The organism is Methylomonas sp. DH-1, from assembly GCF_046097555.1.
GTDB lineage: Bacteria > Pseudomonadota > Gammaproteobacteria > Methylococcales > Methylomonadaceae > Methylomonas > Methylomonas koyamae.
Genome location: NZ_CP143089.1, coordinates 4064336 through 4089520, shown reverse-complemented (window position 1 = coordinate 4089520; position 25185 = coordinate 4064336). Strand labels below are relative to the sequence as shown.

Genomic DNA, 25185 nt, shown 5'->3' with positions numbered 1-25185 from the left:
GAACATGTCTGGCAGAAAGTTGAGTGTGATGATGACTAAAAGCAAGAACGGTAGGCTAAAAAGTCATCAATTGTGCCTGAAAGGCTTGGGTTTGAGCAGAATTCGTCAAGTGGTAGAAGTAATCGACACGCCGGAGAACAGAGGCATGATTAATAAAGTCGCTTACATGCTTAAAGTAGAGGAAGTCTAAATGTATTTAAACACCATACAAGCCGCATACGGGTCTAGAAAAAAAGCTAAGCGGGTCGGTCGCGGTATCGGCTCTACTGACGGTAAAACCTGCGGCCGCGGCCATAAAGGTCAGAAAGCGAGGGCTGGTGGGTTCCATAAAGTCGGTTTTGAGGGCGGGCAGATGCCGTTACAAAGAAGGCTTCCTAAAGTTGGCTTTACTTCTCGCACTAAGAAATACTCCGCTGAAGTCCGTTTAAGTGAAATAAATTCATTGAATGTAGACTTGGTTGATATACAGGTATTGGTTGATAATAATCTGGTTCCTGTGTTTGCGAAGAAAGTCAAAGTAGTAAATACCGGTGTTATATCTCGCCCGCTCACATTGAAAGGTGTTGGTGTTACGGCTGGTGCGAAGTTAACGATTGAAGCTGCTGGTGGCAAAGTAGAGGCCTAAGTGAGTGCTAAAGGTTACGAAGTGTCTGCTGGAAGTTTTCGGTTTGGTGAGCTGAAATCGAGGCTTTTGTTTGTTCTCGGTGCTTTCGTTGTTTATCGAATCGGCGCACATATACCTGTTCCCGGGATAGATCCGAAGGCGTTGTCCACGATGTTTGAGCAGCAATCGGGCTCAATTTTGAACATGTTTAATATGTTCTCTGGTGGAGCTTTGATGCGTTTGAGTTTGTTCGCGCTTGGTATCATGCCATATATTTCTGCTTCGATCATAATGCAGCTGATGACCATAGTCATTCCAGCAATGGAGCAGTTAAAAAAGGAAGGCGAGTCGGGTAGGCGGAAAATTTCTCAGTACACTCGTTATGGCACCGTTATTTTAGCGATGTTCCAATCGGTGGGTATCTCTGTCGCGCTGCAAAACCAGACTGCCGGCGGCCTCGCTGTTGTCATTCAGCCTGGAATTGGGTTTATTGTTGTCACAACGATCACGTTGGTTACTGGGACTATATTCCTGATGTGGCTTGGTGAACAAGTCACTGAGCGTGGCATTGGTAACGGGATTTCGCTACTGATTTTCGCCGGCATTGTATCCGGTTTGCCGTCGGCCATTGGCGGCACGTTGGAGTTGGCTCGCACCGGCGAAATGAATGGTGCGTTTATCGTACTGCTGTTCGCGCTATCGATTTTCGTAACGGGTATAGTGGTATTTGTTGAGCGGGGGCAAAGGAGAATAACGATCAACTACCCCAAGCGGCAGCAGGGTAACAAAGTTTACGCCGGGCAGAGCTCTTTTCTACCGTTAAAGCTGAATATGGCAGGCGTTATTCCCCCGATTTTTGCTTCAAGCATTATTCTGTTCCCGGCAACGATTGCGGGCTGGTTCGGTAACATCGAAGGTTTCTCTTGGTTACAAGATGTTGCTTCCGTTCTGTCTCCAGGGCAGCCTGTTTATGTGCTGTGTTATGCGTTAGCGATTGTTTTTTTCTGCTTTTTCTACACAGCATTGGTGTTCAATTCTAAGGAGACAGCGGAAAACCTTAAAAAATCCGGCGCCTACTTGCCGGGGATACGTCCCGGAGTACAGACTACAAGTTACATTGACAAAGTCATGACTCGCCTAACGTTAATTGGCGCTGTGTACATCACTTTGATTTGTCTGCTTCCGGAGTTTTTGATTGTATATTGGAATGTCCCATTTTCCTTTGGCGGTACATCGTTGCTCATTATTGTTGTTGTCGTAATGGATTTTATATCCCAAATGCAAACGCATTTGATGTCGCAGCAGTACGAAGGATTAATGAAAAAAGCCAATTTGAAAAAATCTTGAGATTAGGAGTTAGCCGTGAAAGTACGCGCTTCAATTAAAGCCATTTGCAAAAGCTGCAAAGTTATAAAAAGAAATGGCGTAGTCAGGGTCATCTGTAAAGATGGTCGTCACAAGCAAAGGCAAGGATAGTTGTTTTTGCGATTTATTTTTCGGAGTGTTATACTTCTCCGTTTAACCTTATAGTATCGTTTTTGGAGTGTTTGAATGGCTCGTATTGCTGGTATAAACGTGGCTGATCATAAGCATGCGGAGATAGCCTTAACCGCTATTTACGGAATTGGTAGGCAGACTGCTAGAGATATTTGCAGTGAAGTTGGTGTTAATCCCGCTGCCAAAATCAGGGATCTGACTGAAGATCAAGTTGAGGCAATACGCAAAGTCATTTCTGGTATGACCGTTGAAGGCGATCTGCGTAGGGAAGTCTCTATGAACATAAAGAGGCTTATGGATCTTGGCTGCTATCGCGGAATTCGCCATCGTCGGGGGCTTCCGTTGAGAGGTCAGCGGACTCGTACGAATGCGAGGACAAGAAAGGGACCTCGTAAATCGGTCACCAAGTAATAATTAGAATAGATAGGCAATTTTGATGGCAACCCAAAATCGAGTTAAGAAACGGATAAAAAAGGAAGTCGCTGACGGCATTGTTCATGTCCACGCTTCCTTTAATAATACGATCGTTACAATCACAGATCGGAAAGGCAACGCCTTGTCCTGGGCGACTTCGGGCGGCTCGGGGTTTCGTGGTTCAAGAAAGAGCACCCCATTTGCGGCGCAAGTGGCGGCTGAAAAAGCCGGAGCAGTCGCTCAAGAGTATGGTATGAAAAACCTAGATGTTATGATCAAAGGTCCCGGTCCTGGCCGTGAGTCTGCGGTTCGCTCATTAAACAGTATGGGTTTTAAAATTTCGAATATTGTGGATGTGACGCCTATTCCTCACAACGGATGCCGTCCCCCGAAAAAGCGTCGCGTTTAGGTAGTGGAGTAAATAATGGCAAGATATCTTGGTCCTGCGTGTAAGTTGAGCCGCAGAGAAGGCACAGATCTTTTTTTAAAGAGCCGGGGTAAATCTCTGGAGAGTAAGTGCAAATTGGATCAGCGCCCTGGTCAGCACGGGGCTAAACGCACTAGAAACTCTGATTATGCAATGCAGCTTCGAGCGAAGCAACGCTTGCGTCGCATTTACGGCGTGTTGGAAAAGCAATTCAGAAACTACTACAAAGCGGCAGATTTGCAAAAAGGCGCCACCGGTCAAAATCTCTTGGATTTCCTTGAGTCTAGACTGGACAACGTAGTTTATCGTATGGGATATGCCGCGACCCGTGCTGAAGCAAGACAGTTGGTCTCTCACAAGGCTATACTGGTTAATGATCGCCTTATCAACATCCCGTCCTACCAAGTGTCTGCGGGAGACGTGGTAAAGGTTAGAGAAAAAGCCAAGTCTCAGCAGCGTATCAAGGATGCTTTGGTTGTAGCAGAGCAGTATGGTTTTCCTGTATGGGTGGAAGTTAACACCAAAGAAATGAGTGGTGTTTTCAAATCCGTGCCTGACCGTGTTGATCTGGGTTCGGACATCAACGAGCAGTTGGTCGTTGAGCTTTATTCTAAGTAGTAAACAGGCCTTAGGAAACAAGATATGCAGAGTTCTATTGGCGGCCTTCTGAAGCCGAGATTAGTCGAGGTTATAAACGAATCGGCTAACCATTCCCGTATTGTGATTGAGCCTCTTGAGAGGGGATTCGGTCATTCGCTCGGTAATGCTTTGAGAAGAGTCATGCTCTCTTCTATTCCTGGTTGTGCGGTCACCGAGATTTCTATCGACGGAGTCTTGCACGAATTCACAACGATAGAAGGCGTTCAAGAAGATGTCATCGATATTATCTTGAATTTGAAAAAGTTGGCCGTAATTGTCCATTCCAGGGATGAAGTCACGTTGACTTTGTCAAAAAAAGGTGCCGGAACGGTAACCGCTGGCGATATAGAATTGCCACACAACGTTGAGATAGCCAATCCGGATTTGGTTATCGCCAACGTGACTCAAGATATCGAATTAAACATTAAAATTAAGGTCGAGCGCGGCAGAGGTTATGTTCCTGCTAGCGTGCGTAAAGAAATGTATGACGACGCGCCTGTAGGTGTTTTGATGTTGGACGCAGCGTTCAGTCCTATCGTCAAAGTTGCATATCATGTAGAGAGTACCCGTGTCGAACAGCGTACCAATCTGGATCGCTTGGTCATCGAATTGGAGACAAACGGAACGGTTGATCCCGAGCACGCAATCAAAACTGCCGCTTCGATATTGCACGATCAGTTATCTGTTTTCGTTGACTTTGAGAAGGTTAATGAGCAGGTTCAGGAAGAAGTTGCAATCGAAGAAGAATCTTTCGATCCGGTTTTGTTGCGGCCCGTTGATGATTTGGAGTTGACTGTTCGTTCGGCAAATTGCTTGAAAGCCGAGAACATATTTTATATTGGCGATTTGATCCAACGCACCGAAGTGGAGTTGTTACGGACGCCTAATTTGGGCAAAAAATCGCTCACAGAGATTAAAGACATCCTGGCCATTAAAGGACTGTCGTTAGGCATGCGGCTTGAGAATTGGCCGCCTGAGAATTTGGCAGACCAATCCCAAGCTGGAATTTGAACATAAGGCATTAAGAAATGAGACACCGTAAATCTGGAAGACAGTTAAATAAAAACAGCAGTCATAGAAAAGCGCTGTTCGGCAACATGGCCTGCTCTCTGTTTAAACATGAGTTGATTAAAACTACTCTTCCTAAGGCAAAAGAATTAAGAATGATTGCCGAGCCTCTGATAACCCTTTCGAAAAACGATTCGGTTGCAAAGCGTCGCCAAGCCTTCGCCGAGTTGCGTGACCGCGATGTCGTGACCAAGTTGTTTAACGAGTTGGGTCCCCGTTATTCAACCAGAAATGGTGGCTATTTGAGGATCATCAAATGCGGATTCCGTCCTGGCGACGACGCCCCGATGGCTTACGTAGAATTGGTGGATAGAGCAGAACCAACAACGGCTGATGAATAATACAGTTTAGGTTTTATCCGATACCGTCTCAAACAAAAGCCCAACTTGTTAGTTGGGCTTTTTTCTTTTTTAGGATCCTAAATTTATTTCTATCTCCTGCAGCTTAGGATTGGATTGAGCGCTTGTTGCGTCTGTGACGGCTTTCCAAGCTGTCAGCTTTTGCTCGATCGATAACGCTGCATGGGCGGGGCTTGTCGATGGCAGCCTAGTATAGATAAGCGCATTTCTGGGCTTGTTCTGCAATTTTGCTAAGAAATGTCTCCGAAAAAGCGTTTCGGCGGTAGTTCCGTTGAAAAATACGTGGCAGATCGACGGGTGTAGTTCAAAAAACTATCGAAATCGTTGGTAATGATTGATTTTTTATTAATTGCGGAATCCAAGCTGCCATAACGGGTACAAGTTTTTATCACGTCCCAAACGGCGATGCCTCGGTCATTCATTGCCTTTCGCCTAGCATCGTAGGAACATAGGGTGTCGATTTGTAATAGTTGGCAGATAATGGGCCAAAATTGATTGCGAGGATGAGCATAATACTCGCCCGCGTTGAGTGAAGCGATTCCGGGCATGCTGCCTAAAATAAGCACATTCGCCTTATCTGTGGCTATAGGAGGGAAGCCGGTAATAGCATCCATTTGCACAGCTCAGGTTACTGTTCTCGACTCCAGAACTCCGAGGACGTCTAATACTCTACAGCAATAAGCGTGTTCGTTATCGTGCATCAAAGCTAAGCCAATTTGTCTTTTGTTGTTGACCGTGATTTGGCCCATCAGCAGAATGGCTGAATAGTCGGTTCGCATGTAATCTATGCTAGCTTTTTGGTGGCCCCACGCACCGTAATCGCAATAAATTATTCCAGATAACTGGTTTTCTGCGTACCGTTCGAACCATTCAATACATTCCTGTTGACTCGTATCCGTAGCCAAGTAAGCCGTAAAATCGATAACGGAGACTATCGCCGTCGGTACTCGATAGGAAATGGCTTCTAATTTGCCTGCTAAATTGGGTAATACCAAACTTGTCGATTTGGCGACATTGGTACCAGTTGGGATGATTGAAGCTGCACAACCCCGGCCTAATTGGGAAGACGAATGGTAACCGTCCAATACCCTTTGGTCGGATAGTTGGGGGTGTATTGTCGCTATCCGTGCCGAAACTATGCCGAAATGCTTGTCTAAAATGTAGCATATTGGCACCATTGCATTACCGGTGCAGGTGCTAGCAGAGATGACATGATGTTTATCGGGCAGATAATCCGCGTGATTAACGCCATAGACTATGCTGATGTCGCATCCGGTAATGTTCCAGGTACACAATACTTTGCGGGCGATATTCCGTTCCAGTATCGTTTGAAAATCGTTGATGCTAGCGGTACCGGTTGCGTCGAACAATACATCCAATTCGAATTCTTTCAAAACATCCAGGCCGTGCTCGGAAGGCCCGCTACGCCGCCTGTCGACGCGCTGGTAATGTATTCTTTTGCCGTCCAAAATCAGATCGTTACCGTCGCAATCGACTCGAAACGGCGGCCTGCCGTATGTACTGTCGTTTGCCAACAGATACGCGACGTGGTCTATCGTCATCACGTCACATACGACGCAGATTTCGTAGCGTCCACCGCTAAGCTGGGAAAAATTAGTTCGCAAAACGCCACGTCCTATACGCCCTAGACCGACAATTGCAACCCGCAAGCTCATACGAGGATACCCTTCCGGTTAGGTCCGGCTAGTAATCGATTAATGTTTTTACCGGGAGAAAGGGTGATAGTTGTCATTGCTGATGTGGTTGTTTTGAGGAAGGAATTGCCTTTTCGTGCTAAAAGCTAGAGCAACTTCACGACCTAGTCAAGGCGGCAGCATAGCTGGCAGGTGGTAATCCATTAAATCGGCACCGCCAATCAGTTGTCCGCGGGTCTGACGGCAAAATGGGTCTTTGTTAACCGTATGTTTATTTTTTCGAGCCGATACTATTGCCCGGTTTGATATCAAAGGCGATACAAATCCGTTCCTGGTCGGAATTGAACGGAATGGTCCGATGAAATAATGATGACGGGAATAGCACCAGATCGCCGACTTGTTGATCGACGATTTGGGTCGGGAAGTCGTCGTGCAGGCGCGGGTAGTCGTCGCCATCGATGCCGTATTCGAAGCTGCCTTCGTGGTGGTCGCATTTGTCCGGCAGTTGCAGATAGACGCAGCCACTGATCCAGCCTTCTTCGTGGATGTGCGAGGTCAAATAGCCGCCCTGGTTCATGCGTAAATACCAGGAACTGGCGAATTCCAGGGTTTTCGGGAACAAACGAATCAACGCGTCGTCACTGCCCGCGAAATGCTGTTGGTAGGCCTTAACCTTGGCGCGGATCAGCGCCGCCAGTTGCTGAAACGACGCTTCCGGCCGTTGCAACAGGTTGCCGGCCGATTGCATGCCGTAATACAAGCGGCCCTGCTTGCGTTCGGCGATGGCCAAGTGTTTGACATCGTCGAGCAGTTGGTTCAGCAAGGCACTGCCCGGCTTGGCCAATTCTTCGATACAAGTATGCTGGACGAATTGCATCGGACTACGGCAGTAACCGTAAGTGTCGGGTTGGCGGAAATTGGTGGCGTAATGGGTCGCCAGACTGCCCAGCAACACCGAGTTGTGACGGTCTTCGGCAATAAAGGCGTCCAGCCGCTGTTTAAAGGCGTCGAATTGACTGGTTTTGTACAGACATAGAAGCACCCGCTCCTGGGCGTCGGCGAAATCCGATGCGGCAAAATACTGAATCGCCTGTTCGAACTGGCCGCCCAGGCAATAACTCTCGCCCAGGTTGTAGCTGGCCCGGCCGTGCTCGGGATTGGCTTGCAGCGCGGCGCGGTAACAGCGCACCGCTTCTTCCATATTGCCCTGGTCGCGATAAATTTCGCCGAGATCGTTCCAGGCATCGGCGAATTGTGGTTCCAATCGCAAGGCTTCCCTGAAGGCTTCGATGGCCTGACCTAGCATGCCCTGGTCGTGAAGATTGGTGCCGAGATTGAAATAGCCCAGCGCGTCGGCGTTGACGTCCAAAGCCTTGCGGTAACAGTGCTCGGCGGCTTTCAAATCGCCGACGGTTTGCAATACAGCGCCCCAATTGGCCCAGGCCTGATAGTAGCCGGGCTGTTGTTCCACCGCCCGCCGGTAATGCTTGGCCGCCTCTTGCCACTGGCTTTGCTGTTGCAACAGCGCGCCGAGGTTGAAATGGGCGACCGTCAAGTCCGGCTTGATTTGCAGCGCTTTGCGGTAGGCAGCCATCGCCCCTTTGGCGTCGTTGAGTTGGGTGTAAATCGCGCCGAGGTTGAAATGGATTTCAGCGATGTTGGGATCGAGCGCGATCATCTTGCGGAAGCTGGTGGCCGCGTCGCGCAATTTGCCTTGTACTTGCTGACACATGCCCAGCAGGTTCAGTGCCGGCAGCGATTTGGGATATGCCGCGGCCAAAGCCTGAGCGCGGATTTCCGCCAACGGCACTTGCCCGGCTTGAAACAATTGGTGGATGGCCTGCAATTCCGCCGGTTGCGGCTGTTTAAGCTGGGCTTTCATCGTCAGTCGATACCCGTTTTTGCTGATACAGGTTGTTGAACGGCGAATAGCCGCCAATTCGTCAAGCTTGGCGGCAGATCGATTTAACGCACCACTTCCCGCTGTTTCAGTTCGTCGTAAATGTCGTCGACAGACTGTTTATCCGCATCAAAAACCAGGTCGGCTTGGTTGGCTGTCAGCCCCACGCACAAACCGATCAAACCGGCGTGTTTGATCGCTGCGGCAAGCGCAGGATCGGCTTGTTCCAGCACGGTTGCGACATGGCCGGTGTCGAACAGGCGGCGTTCCAAGTGGTAAGCCATGGTTTTCGCGTCGGCGCCGGATAGTGCGACGGTGGTTGCGGTTTGGCCGAAACGGCTAGCGCGTTCTTCGGCTGTCACCGGCGCCCATTCGTCCTTGCTGGCATCGCCGACGATCATGCCGGCGCCGACGGTGACGTTGGTCAACCGGTCGATGACGATGAACGAGCCGGTCGACTTATTGCGTTTGTAAGGTTCGAATACCACCGGGGCGTTGACCGCGACGGTGCACAGGCCGATTTCGTTCAGTTTCAATTCGTCGGCATCGTGGTGTTCCAGGGTGTTGACGTCGATGCGGTGGTGAATCGACGCTACCGAGCCGGAAACGCTGCGGGTCGCCAATTTGATCATGTATTGGCGGCCGGGCAGCATGGCTTGTTCGGTCATCCAGACGATATTGGCCTTGAATTTGTCGGCGACGCTGGGTTGCGTTTGCTGCCCACCCAGAATTACGTCGCCACGGCTGATATCGATTTCGTCCAGCAAGGTTAAAGTGACGGCCATGCCGGCGAAGGCTTGCTGCAAATCGCCGTCGAAAGTGACGATGGATTTGATCGTGCTGGTCTTGCCGGACGGCAGCACGGTAATCGCGTCGCCTTGATTAAACAGGCCGGAAGCGACGGTGCCGCAGAAGCCGCGAAAATCCAGGTTGGGCCGGTTGACGTATTGCACCGGGAAGCGGGCATCGTCGAAGTTGTGGTCGCTGGCAATTTCGATGCTGTTCAGCAGTTCCATCATCGGCAAGCCAGTAAACCACGGCATGTTGGCGCTGGGGTTGACCACGTTGTCGCCGTCCAACGCCGACATCGGAATGAAGTGGATGTCGTGCAAATCCAGGTTTTTGACGAAAGCCATGTAGTCGTCGCGAATTTTCTCGAAAGTCTCCTGGCTGTAGCCGACCAAGTCCATTTTATTGACCGCGACGATGATGTGCTTGATGCCCAGCAACGAGGCAATAAAGCTGTGGCGCTTGGTCTGGGTCTGCACACCGTAGCGGGCATCGATCAGAATCACCGCCAAGTCGCAGGTCGAAGCGCCGGTCGCCATGTTACGGGTGTATTGCTCGTGGCCCGGGGTGTCGGCGATGATGAATTTGCGGGTCGAAGTCGAGAAATAGCGGTAGGCCACATCAATGGTGATGCCTTGCTCGCGCTCGGCCTGCAGGCCGTCGACCAGCAGCGCCAGGTCGATCTTGCCGGCGCCGGTGGTGCCGGATTTGACGCTGTCGGCTTGCACGGCGGCCAACTGGTCTTCGTAAATCATCTTGGAGTCGTGCAGCAGACGGCCGATCAAGGTGCTCTTACCGTCGTCGACGTTGCCGCAGGTTAAAAACCGCAGCAATTCCTTGCGTTCGTGTTGCGCCAGGTAGGCGTTAATGTCGGTGGCGATTAAATCTGATTGATGTGACATGGTGTTCTCTGAATTCGTTGCTGAGCGGTCAAACGCGATTTAGAAATAGCCTTCGCGTTTTTTCTGTTCCATCGAGCCGGCTTGGTCATGGTCGATCAAGCGGCCTTGGCGCTCGGACGTGGTGGTCAGCAACATTTCCTGAATGATTTCCGGCAAAGTGGTCGCTGTCGATTCGACGGCGCCGGTCAGCGGGTAGCAGCCCAAGGTACGGAAGCGCACCATTTTCATTTCGACTTTGTCGTCGGGGCCTATTGGCATCCGGTCGTCGTCGACCATGATCAGCATGCCGTCCTTGTTGACTACCGGACGTTCTTTGGCAAAGTACAAAGGTACGATCGGAATGTTCTCCAGATGAATGTATTGCCAGATATCCAACTCAGTCCAGTTGGATAAAGGGAACACCCGAATCGACTCGCCTTTGTCGATCTTGCCGTTGTAAATATTCCAAAGCTCCGGGCGTTGGTTTTTCGGATCCCAACGGTGGTTCTTGTCGCGGAACGAGTAAACCCGTTCCTTGGCGCGGGATTTTTCCTCGTCGCGGCGAGCGCCACCGAATGCGGCGTCGAACTGATATTTGTTCAAGGCTTGTTTCAACGCGTCGGTTTTCATCACGTCGGTGTGCTTCTTACTGCCGTGGGTGAATGGGCCGATGCCTTCAGCCACGCCTTCCTGGTTGATATGGACAATCAAATCCCAGCCCAAGTCTTTCGCTATCCGGTCGCGGAATTCGATCATTTCCCGGAACTTCCAGGTGGTATCGACATGCAGCAGCGGGAAAGGCGGTTTGCCGGGGAAAAAAGCTTTGCGGGTCAGATGCAACATCACTGCCGAGTCTTTGCCGATGGAATACAGCATGACGGGCTTTTCGAATTCCGCGGCCACTTCGCGGATGATATGGATACTTTCGGCTTCGAGCTGTTTCAGGTGGGTCAGTTTATAATCGGTCATCAATTATCCGGGGCGCGCGGCCTGTTTGCATGCAAAGGTTAGCGGGCTATTTTAATGGCAAACACCTATCGACGCTATCGGCAAAGCTTATGAGGCAATACCACGGTTTGGATAATCTACGCGCGCTGATAGCCGGCCGGCCGACGCTAACCAAGTTAGCGGAATGCTTGCTGGCGGATTTGCGCGACTGCCGTTGTACGATTTACGGCTGCCTCGGCGATAACGACCGGGTCGTTCTCGCCGAGTTGGTACTGGAAGCGGATTCTCTGCTCTACGAACGCTGCGAACAGCGCATCGATTTGTCGGTGGCTGGTCCGATTCTGCGTAACGATTGCGTACCGCTGACGTTTCGTTTGGCCGGCGAGCGCTTTGCAATTACCGGCCGCTGTTCGGCTTTGCCGCACGTCTGCGGCCGGGACTTGTATTTGAGCGGTTACAGCGGTCGGGCCGGCGACATTGCCAGGCAACGCTTCCAAATTCCGCTGAAGCGATTGCTATAGCAAATTTTTTCAAGCGTGGCTTTTTGCCCAGCGCACAATGTCTTGGGTAGTCATTGCGCCGGCTTGGCGGGCAACCTCCCGGCCGCCCTTGAACAGAATCAGGGTCGGAATGCTGCGGATCTGGAATTGCTCGCTCAAGTCGTTTTGTGCCTCGGTGTCGATCTTGCCCAAGCGCATCGTAGGCTCAAGTAAGCCGGCCGCCTGCGCAAAGGCGGGCGCCATCATTCGGCAAGGACCGCACCAAGCCGCCCAAAAATCCACTAGCAACGGGATATCGCTGCGGCGCAAATGCTTGTCGAAATTGGCCGCCGTCAATTCCAGCGGATGAGCAGTAAACAGCGGAAGGTGGCATTGACCGCATTTCGGACGCTGGCTGAGGCGTTCGGCAGGCAGGCGGTTGATGGCTGCGCAGTGCGGGCAGGCTAGGTGAATCGATTCGCTCATGTTGGCCTCTAAATGTGGACTGGTAGCCTTCGCGACGGCGAAGGGTTTGCCGCTTAAACTTGGGACTGGGCCGATAAAAACAAGAGGATGGCTGAAATTAACGCCACAATCCGCCAATTCGCCAGCGTGGTGCTCGTGGCACCGGGGTTACGCTATAACCCAAGAGTGGCGCGTAATTTAGCCAGTGGCTAGGCGCCGCCGGCGCCAAGGCTTGTAGGCGGCGAATGCGCTCCGCAGTCGGCGGATGGGTGCGCAGCCAGGAGGGTTCCGGGTTGCCCCAACCGGGAAGCAGCACCGCCAGCCAGCCTTTGCTGGCTTGTTCGATGTGCGCCAGCGCTTGGGCCAAACCCAACGGGTCGCCGGTCAGTATTGCCGCGTTCAAATCGGCGTCGTATTCGCGGGTCCTGGACAAGCCCAATTGCGCCAGCAAAGCCAAGTGCGGCGAAAATAGCAAAAGCAGTATCGCCGGCCAGTTGAATTCCAATACGACACCGGCAAACAGCATTGCCGGAATGCTCAATAGCAGAAACAATTGGCCCAGGTTGGCAAATATCGCCGTAATGCGACTGACTACGTCGGCTAGACCCATTACTCGTAGATCGTTATTGGCAATATGCGAAATTTCGTGGGCCAAGACGCCGGCCAGCTCTCGGGGCGATAAACGTTGCAATAGGCTGTCGCTCAACGCAATCGCCGATTGCTCGCGGCTGCCCACCGCAAAGGCGTTGATGACCGGGCTGGGGAAGAAGTAGGGTGTCGGCACGCCGGGCAATTCGGCGCGTTCGGCCAAAATTTCCAGCATTTGCCACAACACCGGCGCTTCTTGCGGGTAGATCGGTCGAGCCCTGTAGAAATGCAAAGTCAGGCGCCAGGCGCTGCCGGGCGTGATCATCAGGCCGAAGCCGGCGGCCGCGGCCAACGCCATCCAGACGCCGTCGTCGCCAAATAACAGGCTGCCGGCCAACGAGCATATGCCCAGCATGGCGCCGACCAATACCACGGTTTGCAGCCAGTTCAGCCAGCGGTGGCTGTGTTGGATGGCGCGGTTCATCGTTTATTCCAGGCCGGCGCGGCGCAAGCGGCGGCGCAGGTCGTCGATTTCTTCCTGCATGTCGGCGACCAGCGCCGCCAGTTCGGGTAAGGCCTCGAACTGGCGCTCGATGTTGGCGATGCGTCTTACCCGCAGCAACGTGGCGCTGGAAAAACGCCATTCGCCGCCGTGCTGGCTTGGCGTTAACAAGCCTTCTTCAATGTGGCGGCTGACCCAGTCGTGGTCTACCGCGCACAGCGCGGCGAGTTGCTGCAAAGTCAAGCCGTGTTCCTCGAGTACGGCGTCCAGGGCAATTGCGGTCAACGATCCGGACATGTTTAACTCCTGTGCGTTGCGCGCGGATCGAAAGCCAGCTCGCGCGCCATGGTTTGGTAAAGTTCTTTGGCCTTGGCGGTGTTGGCCGGCGGCAGCACCACTTGGATATCCAGCAGCAAGTCGCCAGGTGTCGGGCTGGGGATGCCCTTGCCGCGCACCCGTAATTGCTGGCCGCTTTGGGTGCCTTCCGGAATCCGCACTTTCAAACCGGTGTCGAACAGATTGATTGGCAACACTGCGCCGAGCGCCGCTTCCCATGGTGCGACCGGTAATGTCAGATGCAGATTACTGCCGTCTACCCGAAGTTTCGGGTGCGGGTTGAAATGCACTTCCAGCAATAAATCTCCGGATTTGCCGTTGCCGATCCCAGGTGCCCCTTGCCCGGCCAGGCGAATGATTTGGCCTTCGTAGACGCCCTTGGGGATTTTGACGTTCAAGGTACGGGTGTTCAGCGTAACGTGGCCACCGGCGTCCATCGTTGGCACCCGCAGGCTGATCTGGCGGGTGGCTCCGCGGAACGCATCTTCCACGTCCAGCAACACTTTGGCATGATGGTCCTCGCCTTGAGCTTGGAAGCCGCCGGCGTGCGCTTCGAACGGGCCGCCGCGGCCGCGTGCTCCCATCCGCCCGAACAACTGACTAAAAAAATCGCCGAAATCGGCCGCGTCTCCGCTGGAAAATTCGAAGCCGGCATCCCAGTTCGGCGGTGGATGAAACTCCTGGCCGGAACGGTAGCCGCGGCCAAGTTGGTCGTACGCCGCGCGTTTTTCGGTGTCGGACAACACCGCGTACGCCTCGTTGATTTCCTTCATTTTGGCTTCGGCATCCGGCTCCTTGGAGATATCCGGGTGGTATTTGCGGGCCAATTTGCGGTAAGCCTTTTTGATGTCGGCCAATGCCGCATCACGGCTGACACCTAAAATCTGGTAATAATCTTTATATTGCACGCCATGCCTCCTGTGACTGACGTTGGTCAAGCCCAATCGGGCTAGGGATTATATAGACGATAGCCGGCGGGCGAACAATCGCTAAATGCGGTTCGGCGTCGGCCGGCCAATTCAACCGTAACGCTAAATGCCGGCGATTCAAGCGGAAATCAAGGTGAAGGCGGGCGGGGAAGGGGGTGAACTTATCGAGCGAGTCCCTATCTTAAAGAGCAATTCTTTTATCGTTTTGGTAGAATGAAGATTCCGGGGGTGACATGGCTTCGACGTGGGTAGCAAAACCTCAGGTGCATGCCGAGCACAGTACAGCTCGTAAAACCTACTGAAAAAAAGTATTCGCAAACGACGAAAACTACTCAGTGGCCTTAGCAGCTTAAAACCTGCACCACTTCTCTGACCAGATGTACTTATGCGTCTGGAGTCTCTTTCGAGAGGCGCTCAGGGATCATATTACATAAGATCGCGCCAGGGCTTAGTTCGGAGCCTGAATCGCTAAATCCAATCGAAATCGCTGTTGATCCTCTTGGCCCGACGGGTAGTCAACAGTTAAATTAAAAGCGCGGGATAAGCATGTAGAGCTTGTGGCGGAGTGCTTGCGGACGGGGGTTCAATTCCCCCCACCTCCACCAATCAACCCATTGAAAGATAAAGAAAATGATTTTTTATCTTTCAGTTTTTGCCAGTAAATTGGCGTTTCCTAATTGCAGGAAACGCCAATTTACTGGCACATCGTGAAATTTCCTCATCATCCTGAGTCGCTTATTTTCCGGCGGATTGGCGAATGGGAGCGCCATAACCAAAATGCACATCGAAAAATTTGCGCAAAAACCGCGTAGGCTAGAGGTATGGATTTCGGTGGATCGGGCATAGGAATGGCTCTGAGTCAGGCGCATAGCGTCTGAGCGAGTTGCCAAGCTGATATTAAGAAGTCGGCGAACTGTTGGAGATAGCTTTTCCTAAATAAAAGGACGGAAAAGATGCTCAGGTGAGGGATTTTTTTGATGTGTATCGAAGTGATACAGGTGGTGGGTTGGTTGTTTTTTGAGTAACAGAGAAGGCTAGCCTAATGATCTCTATTGGTGGTAGGCTAACTTTTTGACTTGGTCTGGATGGGGTGAACGATGGGGCTCGAACCCACGACAACCGGAATCACAATCCGGGGCTCTACCAACTGAGCTACGCTCACCATAATGGATGATTTTCGCGATGGCACGCTTGGCAGGACTCGAACCTGCGACCCTCGGCTTAGAAGGCCGATGCTCTATCCGGCTGAGCTACAAGCGCAAATCTTGGTCGGGGTAGAGAGATTCGAACTCCCGACATTCTGCTCCCAAAGCAGACGCGCTACCAGACTGCGCTATACCCCGAATTGACCTTCTTTTTATCCCCGAAGAGCCTTAGCGCTTCAGAAAGATCGCCATGATAGGCGTTTATTCGAAATGAGTCAACTACTTTTTTACTTATGCCGGATATGACCGTTTTGAGTTCGGCGGCGGCATTGTGATAATCATGCGACAATTGTTTACAAGCTATTGATAAAAAAGAATTTCAGCGCTAGTCGGAGCCGAATTCCAGCGCATCGACTTTTTGGAAGCCTCGCGGCAGCGCGGTGCCGCGATTCGCCCGGCTTCCGGCGTATTGTTCGATATCGATTTTCTTCAACGTGACGAAACGTTTGCCGGAAACCACCTTCAGCTCGCCGGCCGCGGAAATAGCCGTGGCGGCGACTACGGCATCCTTACCGTTAGCCAAGTCCGACGCCGGGATCTGAATCAGCTTGTTGCCTTTGCCTTTGGCCAGTTCCGGTAAATCCTGGACCGGGAAGATCAACAGCCGGCCCTGCAACGTCGCCACTGCCAGCAAGTCACGTTCCGGCGCAATCGGGGCCGGCGTTAACGCTTTGGCTTTTTCCGGGATGGTCAGCACCGCCTTGCCGGCCTTATTTTTACTGTACAGCTCTTTCAACTGCACTCGAAAACCGTAACCGGCGCTGCTGCACATCAACACCCAGTCGTCCGCTTGGCCGGTAAACACGGCGGTAAACAGGCTGCCGGGCGGCGGATTCAGGCGGCCGGTCAAGGGTTCGCCCTGACTGCGCGCCGACGGTAAATCGTGAGTGGTGATGGTATAGACCCGGCCGGTCGAATCCAGCACGTAAGCCGGTTGCGTGGTGCGCCCCTTGGCCGAGGACAGATAGCCGTCGCCGGCGCGGTAACTCAAGCCCTCCGCTTCGATGTCGTAGCCCTTGGCCGCTCTGATCCAGCCCTTTTGCGACAGGATGACGGTGACCGGTTCGTTGGCGATCAGTTCGGTGGTGTCCAGCGCTTGCGCCGCCTCGCGTTCGATGATTGGCGAGCGGCGGGCGTCGCCGTATTTCTCGGCGTCGCGTTCGATTTCTTTACGGATCAAGCGATTCAACAAATGCGCCGACCCCAGCGTTTTTTCCAGCGCCTGGCGCTCTTGCTCCAATTCGTCCTGCTCGCCGCGAATCTTCATTTCTTCCAACTTCGCCAGATGCCGCAGTTTCAATTCCAGAATGGCTTCGGCCTGCACGTCGGTCAAGCCGAACCGCGCCATCAGCACCGGTTTAGGATGGTCTTCGTGGCGGATGATGGCGATGACTTCGTCGATGTTCAGGTAGGCGATCAGCAAGCCTTCCAGGATATGCAAGCGCGCCAGCACCTTGTCCAAACGGTATTGCAGACGCCGGCGTACGGTTTCGGTCCGAAACGCGATCCATTCCGTCAGAATCTGTCTGAGGTTTTTGACCTGCGGCTTGCCGTTCAGGCCGATCATGTTCAGGTTGACTCGGTAGTTTTTCTCCAGATCGGTGGTCGCAAACAAATGCGACATCACCGCATCGAAGTCTGTGCGCTTGGTTTTTGGAATGATCAGCAAGCGAGTCGGGTTTTCGTGGTCGGACTCGTCGCGCAAGTCCTCGATCATCGGCAACTTTTTCGCCAGCATTTGCGCCGCAATCTGTTCCAGCAACTTGGCGCCGGACACCTGGTGTGGCAACGCGGTGATGACGATGTTGCCATCTTCGATTTCGTATTTGGCGCGCATTTTCACCGAGCCGTTGCCGGTCAGATACAGCTTTTGCAGATCGGCGGCCGGCGTGACAATTTCGGCGTCGGTCGGAAAATCGGGCCCCTTGATATGTTCCAACAAGCCTTCCAGCGGCGTCTCCGGCTCGTCCAGCAGTTGCAGCACCGCAGCGGCGACCTCGCGCAAATTATGCGGCGGAATGTCGGTGGCCATACCGACCGCGATGCCGGTGGTGCCGTTCAGTAGTACATTGGGTAGGCGCGCCGGCAACAGCGACGGTTCCTGCAAAGTGCCGTCGAAGTTGTCTACCCAATCGACCGTGCCCTGGCCCAGCTCGCTAAGCAGGGTTTGGGCGTAGGCGGTCAGCCGCGATTCGGTGTAACGCATCGCCGCGAACGATTTAGGGTCGTCCGGCGAGCCCCAGTTGCCCTGGCCGTCGATCAGCGGATAACGGTAGGAAAAGTCCTGCGCCATCAGCACCATGGCTTCGTAGCAAGCCGAGTCGCCGTGCGGATGGTATTTACCCAGCACGTCGCCGACGGTGCGGGCGGACTTCTTGTACTTGGCCAGCGCGGTCAGCCCCAGTTCGGACATCGCATAAACGATGCGGCGCTGCACGGGCTTGAGGCCGTCGCCGATGTGCGGTAAGGCCCGGTCCAGAATGACGTACATCGAATAATCGAGGTAGGCCTTCTCGGTGAAATCTTTTAGCGGAAGTTGTTCGAAGTTTTCTTGTGCACCCATGAATTGCTGGCTTTCCTTGGAATGAGGCTCGGGACGGCGAATTTGCGGGCGCTACGATACCACACCGGCGCAACTTTGAACCGGCAATCGAATCGGCGGTAGCGGCCGCCGCAACCGATGCCGGATGGCTTAACCGCCGAGTTCGCCGATCCGGCGTTGCAGAAAACGCCGCTCCGGTTCCTGCTTTGCCAATGCCAGCGCCGTTTGGTAGGCGTGCAGTGCAGAATCGGTGTGCCCCAGGCGGCGCAATAAGTCGGCGCGGGCGGCGTGGGCCAGATGGTATTCGGCCAGATTGCCTTCGGCCAGGATAGCGTCGATCAAAGCCAGGCCGGCGGCGGGGCCGTCGCGCATGGCGATGGCAACCGCGCGGTTCAATGCAATGACCGGCGAAGGTGCCAGCTTCAACAACACCTCGTATAACCCGGCGATTTGCCGCCAGTCGGTAGCGGCCGCCGAGGTTGCGCCGGCGTGAACTGCGGCGATAGCGGCTTGTAGAGCGTAGACGCCGTAACCCGGCTGGCGCAAGGCTTGCTCCACCCGTTGCAAACCTTCCTCAATCAGGGCCGAGGCCCATAAAGACCGGTCCTGGTCCTCCAGCAAGACCAGTTCGCCGTCGGCGCTGCGGCGAGCGGGACGGCGCGATTCGTGCAATAGCATTAATGCCAGCAACCCTTGCACTTCGGCGGCCGGCAATAATTCGACCAACAGCCGGCCCAGCCGAATCGCTTCCGCGGATAAGTCGGGACGGTTTAACTCCGGCCCGGAGGAGGCCGAGTAACCTTCGTTGAATACCAGATACACCACTTGCAACACCGGCGGCAAGCGTTCGGCCAGCTCGTCGCGTTCCGGCGTTCGGTACGGAATTTTGGCGTCGCGGATTTTGGCCTTGGCACGGACGATGCGTTGCGCCAGGGTCGGCGTCGGTAACAGAAAGGCGCGGGCGATTTCCTCGGTGGCCAAACCGCACACTTCGCGTAACGTCAGCGCGACCTGGGCTTCGGCCGGCAGCGCCGGATGGCAACAGGTAAAGATCAGCCGCAGCCGGTCGTCTTCCAGGCCGTCGCCGTCGAGATCGGACGACGCCGATTCGGTTCCGGCGACTTGCGCCATATCTTCGTATAAGTCGTAGCGGCTTTGCCGGCGCAGTTTATCGACGCCTTTGAAACGGCCGGCCGATACCAGCCAAGCGCGCGGATTGGCCGGGATGCCGTCGCGCGGCCATTGTTCCAATGCGCTGCGAAACGCATCGTGCAGGGCTTCCTCGGCAATGTCGAAATCGCCGAGCAGCCGAATCAGCGTCGCAAACACCCGCCGCGATTCGGCGCGGTAAAGCGCATCGATATTGTTGCGGACGGCCGCGGCGGTTTCGGCGGTCGGCTTCACGGTGGTTGGCGGTTGGCGGTCCGGGTCGCGCATATCGGCTGGAAAAGGCAAAGGCAGTGTCGGGATTGGTGCCACATACTACCAAACCAAATCAGTGGATACGGCAAAAACTGCCCCGGTTCGGTTTTGCCAGAACGGTTCGGAACCAGAGCGATGGCGGAAGGGCGGAAACGCACCTCCGGCCACCCGCGGCCGGAGGCGCTTACGAAATCAACGGTGTTGGCGATTGTGCCGGCTATGGCGGCCGCAAGCTTCGATATTGCTGCCGGTATTGGTCGATGCATCCCGTGCGGCGACGCCGGTGTCGGCGAAGTCGGTAAACAAACCGTCCAAGCCCAAGTCGTAGTAATAAGTCATTTCCGCTTGCGGGTCGGCGAAGCCGTAGCCGCTGGCATCGTTGCGGAAGGTCCAGGTATGGACTTTCAAACCTTTGGCGTGGGCCATTTCCAACACGCCGGTGCTGCCGTCGACGCGGCGGTCGTTGATGGTGATCGCGCCGTCGCCATTACGGTCGACGTTGTCGGCTACGGTTTTAACCAGATACGGTTTCCATGGCCCGATCGCGTCGGCGTAGGACGCCACAAAATCCAGGCCGTCCGCGGTCAACAGGTTGGCAAAGGTGCGGGTATCGCCGGCTTTGACGAAGTCGTAAGGTTGTTTGTAAGGCGGCACCAACGAGATCGAGCCGTCGGCGTTGACGTCGTCGGCGTCGATCAATTGCACCAGATTGATGTCGGTTTTCTGGCTCAGGTATTGCAGATTACCGACTTCGAACGATTGGATAAACACCGGCGCGCATTCGCTGTTGCCGTATTCGGCGTGCAATTTTGCCAATAGCCGGTTTTCGAAATAATGGCGGCCGAATTGGCGGCGGCCGCTGGCGTTGCGCAGATCGGCGTGGTAGGTGGAATGCTTGATTTCCGGATAAATGCCTATCGTGCGGCCGCTCAGGCGCGACTGACTCTTGGCCAGGGCGATCACTTCGTCCAGCGTCGGAATCTGGTACAGGCCGTTGAATTCCTGTGGCCGGTTGGCGCGAGGCTGCACAGCGCGCAGCGTTTTGATTTCGGCCAGGGTAAAGTCGCTGGCGAACCAGTCCTCGACTTCGACGCCGTCCAACAGGCGTTTGCTCTTGCGGTCGGCAAATTCGGGATGGCTGGCGACGTCGGTGGTCGCGCCTATCATCGGCTCGTGGCGGGCGATCATTTTGCCGTCCTTGGTCAATACCAAATCCGGTTCGATGAAGTCGGCACCTAACTCGATGGCTTTGGCGTAGCCTTCCAGGGTGTGTTCCGGCAAATAACCTGACGCGCCGCGATGGCCGATCACCAGCGGCGCCTGCGTGCGCGGTTGGTGGTGGCGTTTGAAATCGGCGTCGGCAAGTGCTGGCATGGCAAAACTGGCGGCTAAGGCCAACGGTAATAGACGAAATGCGTAAGATTTTGGCATGGTTTGTTCCTTAAATTAATCCGATTGCTGCGTTGAAACCGAAACAGGTCGAACGGCAAGCCGTCCGACCCCGACATCAATTAGTCGCGGTCCCAATCGTGTTTACGGTCGCGGCCGGATTGCGCCGGCAAGGTTTTGCTGAATACGACCGCACCGTTCAGGTCTTTCAGTTGCACGGTCATGGCGCGGCTACGCTGGTCGATGTCGACTTGGCCGAAGAATTGCAGACCGGCGTAAGGCGACAGGTTGGCCTGGCCGGCCGGCGGTGCCTTGCTGAACACCACTTGCGGACCGAAGGTGCCGTCGGTGCTGTTGGGGCCGAACGAACCGGCGTTCAGTGGCCCGGAAACGAACTCCCAGAACGGCAGGAAGTCATTGCTCGCCGCTTTGGCTGGATCATAAAAGTGCGCGGCGGCGTAATGCACGTCGGCGGTCAGCCAGACGATGTTTTTGATGCGCTCATCTTTGATGAATTTCAACAAACGGGCGATTTCCAGCTCGCGGCCAGCGGCCGGGCCGTGATTGCCGTTGGCGATCGCTTCCCAGCGTGGCGTGCCGTCCGCCAATTGGCCGTCGCCGATGTTCAAACCAATCGGCATGTCGGCGGAAATGACTTTCCAGGTGGCATCGGAGTGTTCCAATTCCTGTTGCAACCAAGCCAATTGCTCCTCACCCAGAAACGCGGTGTCCAGGCTTTCCTCGGTTTGCAGGTTGGCGGTGTTGGGGCCGCGATAGCTGCGCATATCGATGACAAACACGTCCAACAATTTGCCGTAAGACAGTTTGCGGTAAACCCGCTCCGATTCTTCGGCGCCGTGAGGACGTAGCGGCGCGTATTCCTGGAAGGCCTGGGTAGCGCGGGCGATCAGGGTCGGAATGTTTTTCTCGGTGTAACGGCCGTCGGCGCTCAAGTCTTTGGCGTCGGACCAGTTGTTGACCACCTCGTGGTCGTCCCACTGCCAGATTTGCGGCACTTCGGCGTTAAAACGGCGAACGTTGGCGTCCAGCAGGTTGTATTTGTAGCGGCCGCGGAATTCGTTCAAGGTCTCGGCGACTTTGCTGACTTCCGGCGTCACCAGGTTGGTCCAAACCTGGCCGTTTTCGGCAACCACACTGTCCTTGATCGGGCCGTCGGAATAGACGCTGTCGCCGCTCTCGATGAAGAATTGCGGATGGACCTGGCGCATCGCTTCGTAGATTTTCATGCCGCCGAAGCTTTCGTTGATGCCCCAGCCCTGGCCGGCGATGTCGCCGCCCCAAACAAAACGGATGTTGTCGCGTTTGCCCAGCGTATGGAATTTACCATTGACGACTGCGCTTTTATTGCGAGCGTTGGTCAGGTCTTCGAACCAGACTCTGACGTAAACATCCTTGCCGTCGTCCAGGCCGGTCAAATCCTGGCGCGCGGTGAAATCGGACTCGGCCATCGCGTACGGGCCGCGGATCAACACCGAGTCGGCGAAGCTTGGATTGTAGGCGTATTCGACGAACATCCGCGCCGGGCGGTCGGCACGGCTCCAGATGATCGCCCGTCCCGGCGCCAAGTCGCCGATCTGGATGCCTTGTCCGATCTGCGGCGCGTCGCCGGTTTCGGCATGGACCGGCAGCAAGGCCGACAAGCCGGCCAGACTCAAGGCCAAAGCCAACGGTTTACAGCGAAATTTACGGAAGTGTTGCATGAGGTGGGCTCCCAAGGCGGTTTGATGAGCCGGGGATTATAGGAACGGCACAATGACAGGACGGTTAAGGTCCGGTTACAGGAAGATTGCAATTGCGCGAGTCGAGAGCAAGTCTTTGAGCGTTAGATAAGCCTGTTGCTCGAAGCCGATGGTTTTTGTGATGCAAATCTCATTTCGGCATGGATGTTGCTAGGCTTCATTTTTCTTTCGCTTTCTATATCAAATAGTTACGATTGGTCTATTATTGCGCTCTTGAATCGGCGGCTATAGGCAGTTGGCGCTAAATTGCGGATAGCGGCCGTCTCAGGCTGCGGCGGAGATACGCCGCCCGGCAGGGAAAGCGACACAATAACTATAAAAGCAAGAGGTAGGAAACATGATTAAACCCGGAGACACGCGGCGCGGAGCCCGTTCCAAAAAACCGAATCTGCTGCTGACGATTCCGACATCCCACATTTGCGAGCTGGTGCGCTGGGTCTTGGAAACCGGCGGTGTAGCTTACCGCGAACAAGGCAGCGCGCCGGTATTGCATTTGCTGCCGTTCCGTTTGGCCGGTGGCGGCGGCCAGGCCATGCCGGTATTCGTCAGCAGCGAGGCGACGCTGGATAACTGGCGCGACATCGTCGAATACATCGATGCCCGCTTGCCGGCCGAACGCCGCCTGTTTCCGGCCGGCGCCGCAGAGCGGCAAACCACCGGCGAATTGCTGGGTAAACTCGATGCGCTGGGTCTGGCGACCCGCGACTATGCCTATTCGATGCTACTGCCGCACCCGGAGATTTTGCTGCCGGCCTGGCGGCGCGGCATTGCTAGTTGGCAACAGGCCATTCTGGAAAAGGCCTATCCGTATATCCGCACGGCGATGCAGAAAAATCTGCCGGTCGGCGCCGATTACGTCCAACCCAACCGCGCCAAAATCGAAGCGCTGTTCGGCGAAATCGACGCGTTGTTAAGCGACGGTCGGGCTTATCTGAGCGGGGCGCAACCCGGTATCGCCGATTATGCGCTGGCGGCACTTGCGGCGCCGGTGATTTTTCCGGACCAATACGGCGGAGAATTTCCGGCCTTAGACAGTTTGCCTGAAGAATACCAGGCGTTTTGCCGGCAGCTGCGTACCAGCCGCAGCGGCGAATTGACCTTGAAGATGTACCGCGAACACCGGCCGCCGCGCCAAGCAGAGCTGGATCACCATCCGACTTCGACCACGCCGCAGAATTTGGCGTCTTACTATTTGGCGCGCGGCATCTCCCAATTGACCGGCGCCAAGGTACAGCGGCCACTGTTCGGTTTGCTGCGCAAACATAAGCCTGTGCTGGTGCTGGGCAAGTTCGGTATCGTCACCCGTGACGCCGACGTGCGCGAGACGCTGGCGCGCGATACCGAATTCACCATCGCCGAAATCAACGCGCCCAACATGCAGCGTTTGAACGGGCCGTTCTTTCTGGGCATGGACCGCTCCGAGCAATACAGCCGCGAGCAGGGCGCATTGCGGCGGGTGATCCAGCCCAACGAAGCCGATCTGATCCGGCGCATCGTCCGCCACCACTGCGACGAATTGGTGCAAGCCGCATTGCCGGTGGGCCGGATCGATATGGTGTCGCAATTGGCGCGGCCGGCGGCGCGGCGCTTTATCGAGGATTATCTGGGCGTGCCTGGCCCCGATGAAGTGACGATGATGCGCTGGATGCGCTCGCTGTTTCACGATCTGTTTTTGAACTTGGCCAATAACCGCGGGATTCAGCAAACCGCCGAGCAATCCTTCCGGGAAATGGGGCCGTATCTGTTGAATCTGATCGCCGAGCGCCGGCAGCGCCTGCAAAACGGCGAAGTTTTCGAAGACTTTTTGTCGCGCCTGATCAAAATGGGCCTGGACGGCCAGCACGACCTGGACGACGACGCCATCCGCCGCAATATCTCCGGTCTGATCGTCGGTGCGTTGGACACCACCTCGATGGCCAGTACCCTGATCGTCGAACAATTCCTAGCCAAGCCGGACGTGTTGGCGCTGGCCAAGCAAGCGGTCGACGACGAAGACAAGCTGCTGCACCTGTGTTTCGACGTGTTCCGCTTCAACACGATGGCGGCAGCGATGCGGCGGCATTGCAAAAACGGCGCGGAAATCGCCGGCGTCAAAATTCCGCCAGGCAGCGAAGTATTCGCCTTCACCGCGTCGGCGATGTTCGACGAAAGCGCCTGGCCGGAGCCGTTCAGCGTCCGCGACGACCGGCCGTTGGACCGATACCTGCATTTCGGCGATGGCATGCACCGCTGTTTCGGCGAGTACGTCAACCGGATCCAGATTCCGTTGATCGTAGGCAGTTTGCTGAGATTGAACAATCTCAGGAAATGCGGTTGCCTGCTGTACGACGGCCCGTTCCCCGATCAATTCGTGCTGGCGTTCGATCGGTAATTTCTACCAGACCATA

General features: G+C 54.7%; 24 protein-coding genes, 3 tRNA genes and 1 other RNA gene. 12 read left to right on the top strand and 16 right to left on the bottom strand.

From position 1 onward, the window contains the following. Nucleotides 1-4 precede the first annotated feature (4 nt). From rpmD to rplQ, 9 genes are all read left to right on the top strand, one after another. Nucleotides 5-190: a 50S ribosomal protein L30 gene (rpmD, locus tag VXJ35_RS18665; RefSeq protein WP_064022724.1), complete on the top strand. Its 186-nt coding sequence runs from the start codon at nucleotides 5-7 to the stop codon at nucleotides 188-190. Continuing rightward, on the top strand, nucleotides 191-625 hold the full coding sequence (gene rplO / locus VXJ35_RS18660; RefSeq protein WP_054759273.1) for a 50S ribosomal protein L15: 435 nt from the start codon (nucleotides 191-193) through the stop codon (nucleotides 623-625). Next, nucleotides 626-1951, top strand: coding sequence for a preprotein translocase subunit SecY (gene secY, locus VXJ35_RS18655; RefSeq protein WP_197495899.1), 1326 nt, complete (start codon nucleotides 626-628; stop codon nucleotides 1949-1951). A 15-nt stretch (nucleotides 1952-1966) separates the two neighbouring features. Next, nucleotides 1967-2080: a 50S ribosomal protein L36 gene (rpmJ, locus tag VXJ35_RS18650; RefSeq protein ID WP_081607976.1), complete on the top strand. Its 114-nt coding sequence runs from the start codon at nucleotides 1967-1969 to the stop codon at nucleotides 2078-2080. Nucleotides 2081-2155: 75 nt separating this feature from the next. Beyond that, the gene (gene rpsM, locus VXJ35_RS18645; RefSeq protein WP_054759275.1) at nucleotides 2156-2512 is read left to right on the top strand and encodes a 30S ribosomal protein S13; all 357 of its coding nucleotides are present in this window, start codon (nucleotides 2156-2158) and stop codon (nucleotides 2510-2512) included. Nucleotides 2513-2537: 25 nt separating this feature from the next. Then, a complete protein-coding gene (gene rpsK, locus VXJ35_RS18640; protein ID WP_020484822.1) occupies nucleotides 2538-2924 on the top strand; it encodes a 30S ribosomal protein S11 in 387 nt (128 codons plus the stop codon). 15 nt (nucleotides 2925-2939) lie between these two features. Next, nucleotides 2940-3560: a 30S ribosomal protein S4 gene (gene rpsD, locus VXJ35_RS18635; protein ID WP_054759277.1), complete on the top strand. Its 621-nt coding sequence runs from the start codon at nucleotides 2940-2942 to the stop codon at nucleotides 3558-3560. 24 nt (nucleotides 3561-3584) lie between these two features. Continuing rightward, the gene (locus VXJ35_RS18630) at nucleotides 3585-4592 is read left to right on the top strand and encodes a DNA-directed RNA polymerase subunit alpha (protein ID WP_054759279.1); all 1008 of its coding nucleotides are present in this window, start codon (nucleotides 3585-3587) and stop codon (nucleotides 4590-4592) included. Nucleotides 4593-4609: 17 nt separating this feature from the next. After that, nucleotides 4610-4990, top strand: a complete 381-nt coding sequence (gene rplQ, locus VXJ35_RS18625) for a 50S ribosomal protein L17 (protein ID WP_064022723.1) — start codon at nucleotides 4610-4612, stop codon at nucleotides 4988-4990. A 248-nt stretch (nucleotides 4991-5238) separates the two neighbouring features. Here the strand turns inward: rplQ and VXJ35_RS18620 are convergent, their stop codons facing one another. The 5 genes from VXJ35_RS18620 to cysD all read right to left on the bottom strand — a co-directional run bounded on the left by VXJ35_RS18620 (nucleotide 5239) and on the right by cysD (nucleotide 11202). After that, a complete protein-coding gene (locus VXJ35_RS18620; protein WP_231914781.1) occupies nucleotides 5239-5622 on the bottom strand; it encodes a DNA-deoxyinosine glycosylase in 384 nt (127 codons plus the stop codon). Between the two features lie 9 nt (nucleotides 5623-5631). Further along, a complete protein-coding gene (locus VXJ35_RS18615) occupies nucleotides 5632-6684 on the bottom strand; it encodes a type I glyceraldehyde-3-phosphate dehydrogenase (RefSeq protein ID WP_064022722.1) in 1053 nt (350 codons plus the stop codon). Nucleotides 6685-6934: 250 nt separating this feature from the next. After that, nucleotides 6935-8545, bottom strand: a complete 1611-nt coding sequence (locus VXJ35_RS18610) for a 2OG-Fe(II) oxygenase family protein (RefSeq protein ID WP_064022721.1) — start codon at nucleotides 8543-8545, stop codon at nucleotides 6935-6937. 83 nt (nucleotides 8546-8628) lie between these two features. Further along, on the bottom strand, nucleotides 8629-10254 hold the full coding sequence (cysN, locus tag VXJ35_RS18605) for a sulfate adenylyltransferase subunit CysN (RefSeq protein ID WP_064022720.1): 1626 nt from the start codon (nucleotides 10252-10254) through the stop codon (nucleotides 8629-8631). Between the two features lie 39 nt (nucleotides 10255-10293). Further along, nucleotides 10294-11202, bottom strand: a complete 909-nt coding sequence (cysD, locus tag VXJ35_RS18600; RefSeq protein ID WP_064022719.1) for a sulfate adenylyltransferase subunit CysD — start codon at nucleotides 11200-11202, stop codon at nucleotides 10294-10296. Nucleotides 11203-11291: 89 nt separating this feature from the next. On the opposite strand from cysD, the gene VXJ35_RS18595 reads away from it, so the two are divergent. Next, on the top strand, nucleotides 11292-11702 hold the full coding sequence (locus VXJ35_RS18595; RefSeq protein WP_064022718.1) for a hypothetical protein: 411 nt from the start codon (nucleotides 11292-11294) through the stop codon (nucleotides 11700-11702). A gap of 9 nt (nucleotides 11703-11711) precedes the next feature. On the opposite strand, the gene trxC is transcribed toward VXJ35_RS18595, so the two are convergent. The 4 genes from trxC to VXJ35_RS18575 form a co-directional block, all read right to left on the bottom strand. After that, nucleotides 11712-12146, bottom strand: a complete 435-nt coding sequence (trxC, locus tag VXJ35_RS18590) for a thioredoxin TrxC (protein WP_064022717.1) — start codon at nucleotides 12144-12146, stop codon at nucleotides 11712-11714. Between the two features lie 97 nt (nucleotides 12147-12243). Next, nucleotides 12244-13197, bottom strand: a complete 954-nt coding sequence (locus VXJ35_RS18585) for a zinc metalloprotease HtpX (RefSeq protein ID WP_064022716.1) — start codon at nucleotides 13195-13197, stop codon at nucleotides 12244-12246. 3 nt (nucleotides 13198-13200) lie between these two features. Next, nucleotides 13201-13512 (bottom strand): helix-turn-helix domain-containing protein, encoded by a 312-nt coding sequence (locus VXJ35_RS18580; RefSeq protein WP_054759292.1) that lies wholly within the window; start codon nucleotides 13510-13512, stop codon nucleotides 13201-13203. A 2-nt stretch (nucleotides 13513-13514) separates the two neighbouring features. Beyond that, nucleotides 13515-14459 (bottom strand): DnaJ C-terminal domain-containing protein, encoded by a 945-nt coding sequence (locus tag VXJ35_RS18575; protein WP_064022715.1) that lies wholly within the window; start codon nucleotides 14457-14459, stop codon nucleotides 13515-13517. 245 nt (nucleotides 14460-14704) lie between these two features. Between VXJ35_RS18575 and ssrA the strand changes: the two genes are divergently transcribed. After that, nucleotides 14705-15085, top strand: a transfer-messenger RNA (tmRNA) gene (gene ssrA / locus VXJ35_RS18570). A 481-nt stretch (nucleotides 15086-15566) separates the two neighbouring features. On the opposite strand, the gene VXJ35_RS18565 is transcribed toward ssrA, so the two are convergent. The 7 genes from VXJ35_RS18565 to VXJ35_RS18535 all read right to left on the bottom strand — a co-directional run bounded on the left by VXJ35_RS18565 (nucleotide 15567) and on the right by VXJ35_RS18535 (nucleotide 22759). Beyond that, nucleotides 15567-15642 (bottom strand) — tRNA-His (locus VXJ35_RS18565). Nucleotides 15643-15663: 21 nt separating this feature from the next. Then, nucleotides 15664-15740 (bottom strand) — tRNA-Arg (locus VXJ35_RS18560). Nucleotides 15741-15746: 6 nt separating this feature from the next. Then, nucleotides 15747-15823 (bottom strand) — tRNA-Pro (locus VXJ35_RS18555). Nucleotides 15824-16010: 187 nt separating this feature from the next. Then, on the bottom strand, nucleotides 16011-18248 hold the full coding sequence (gene parC, locus VXJ35_RS18550) for a DNA topoisomerase IV subunit A (RefSeq protein ID WP_064022714.1): 2238 nt from the start codon (nucleotides 18246-18248) through the stop codon (nucleotides 16011-16013). A gap of 129 nt (nucleotides 18249-18377) precedes the next feature. Beyond that, nucleotides 18378-19664: an RNA polymerase sigma factor gene (locus tag VXJ35_RS18545; protein WP_064022713.1), complete on the bottom strand. Its 1287-nt coding sequence runs from the start codon at nucleotides 19662-19664 to the stop codon at nucleotides 18378-18380. A gap of 177 nt (nucleotides 19665-19841) precedes the next feature. Continuing rightward, a complete protein-coding gene (locus VXJ35_RS18540; RefSeq protein ID WP_082880997.1) occupies nucleotides 19842-21080 on the bottom strand; it encodes a glycerophosphodiester phosphodiesterase in 1239 nt (412 codons plus the stop codon). Nucleotides 21081-21160: 80 nt separating this feature from the next. Next, the gene (locus VXJ35_RS18535) at nucleotides 21161-22759 is read right to left on the bottom strand and encodes an alkaline phosphatase (protein ID WP_064022712.1); all 1599 of its coding nucleotides are present in this window, start codon (nucleotides 22757-22759) and stop codon (nucleotides 21161-21163) included. Nucleotides 22760-23135: 376 nt separating this feature from the next. Here VXJ35_RS18535 and VXJ35_RS18530 point away from each other — a divergent pair, with 376 nt between their 5' ends. Then, nucleotides 23136-25169 (top strand): cytochrome P450, encoded by a 2034-nt coding sequence (locus VXJ35_RS18530; RefSeq protein ID WP_064022711.1) that lies wholly within the window; start codon nucleotides 23136-23138, stop codon nucleotides 25167-25169. Nucleotides 25170-25185: the final 16 nt, after the last annotated feature.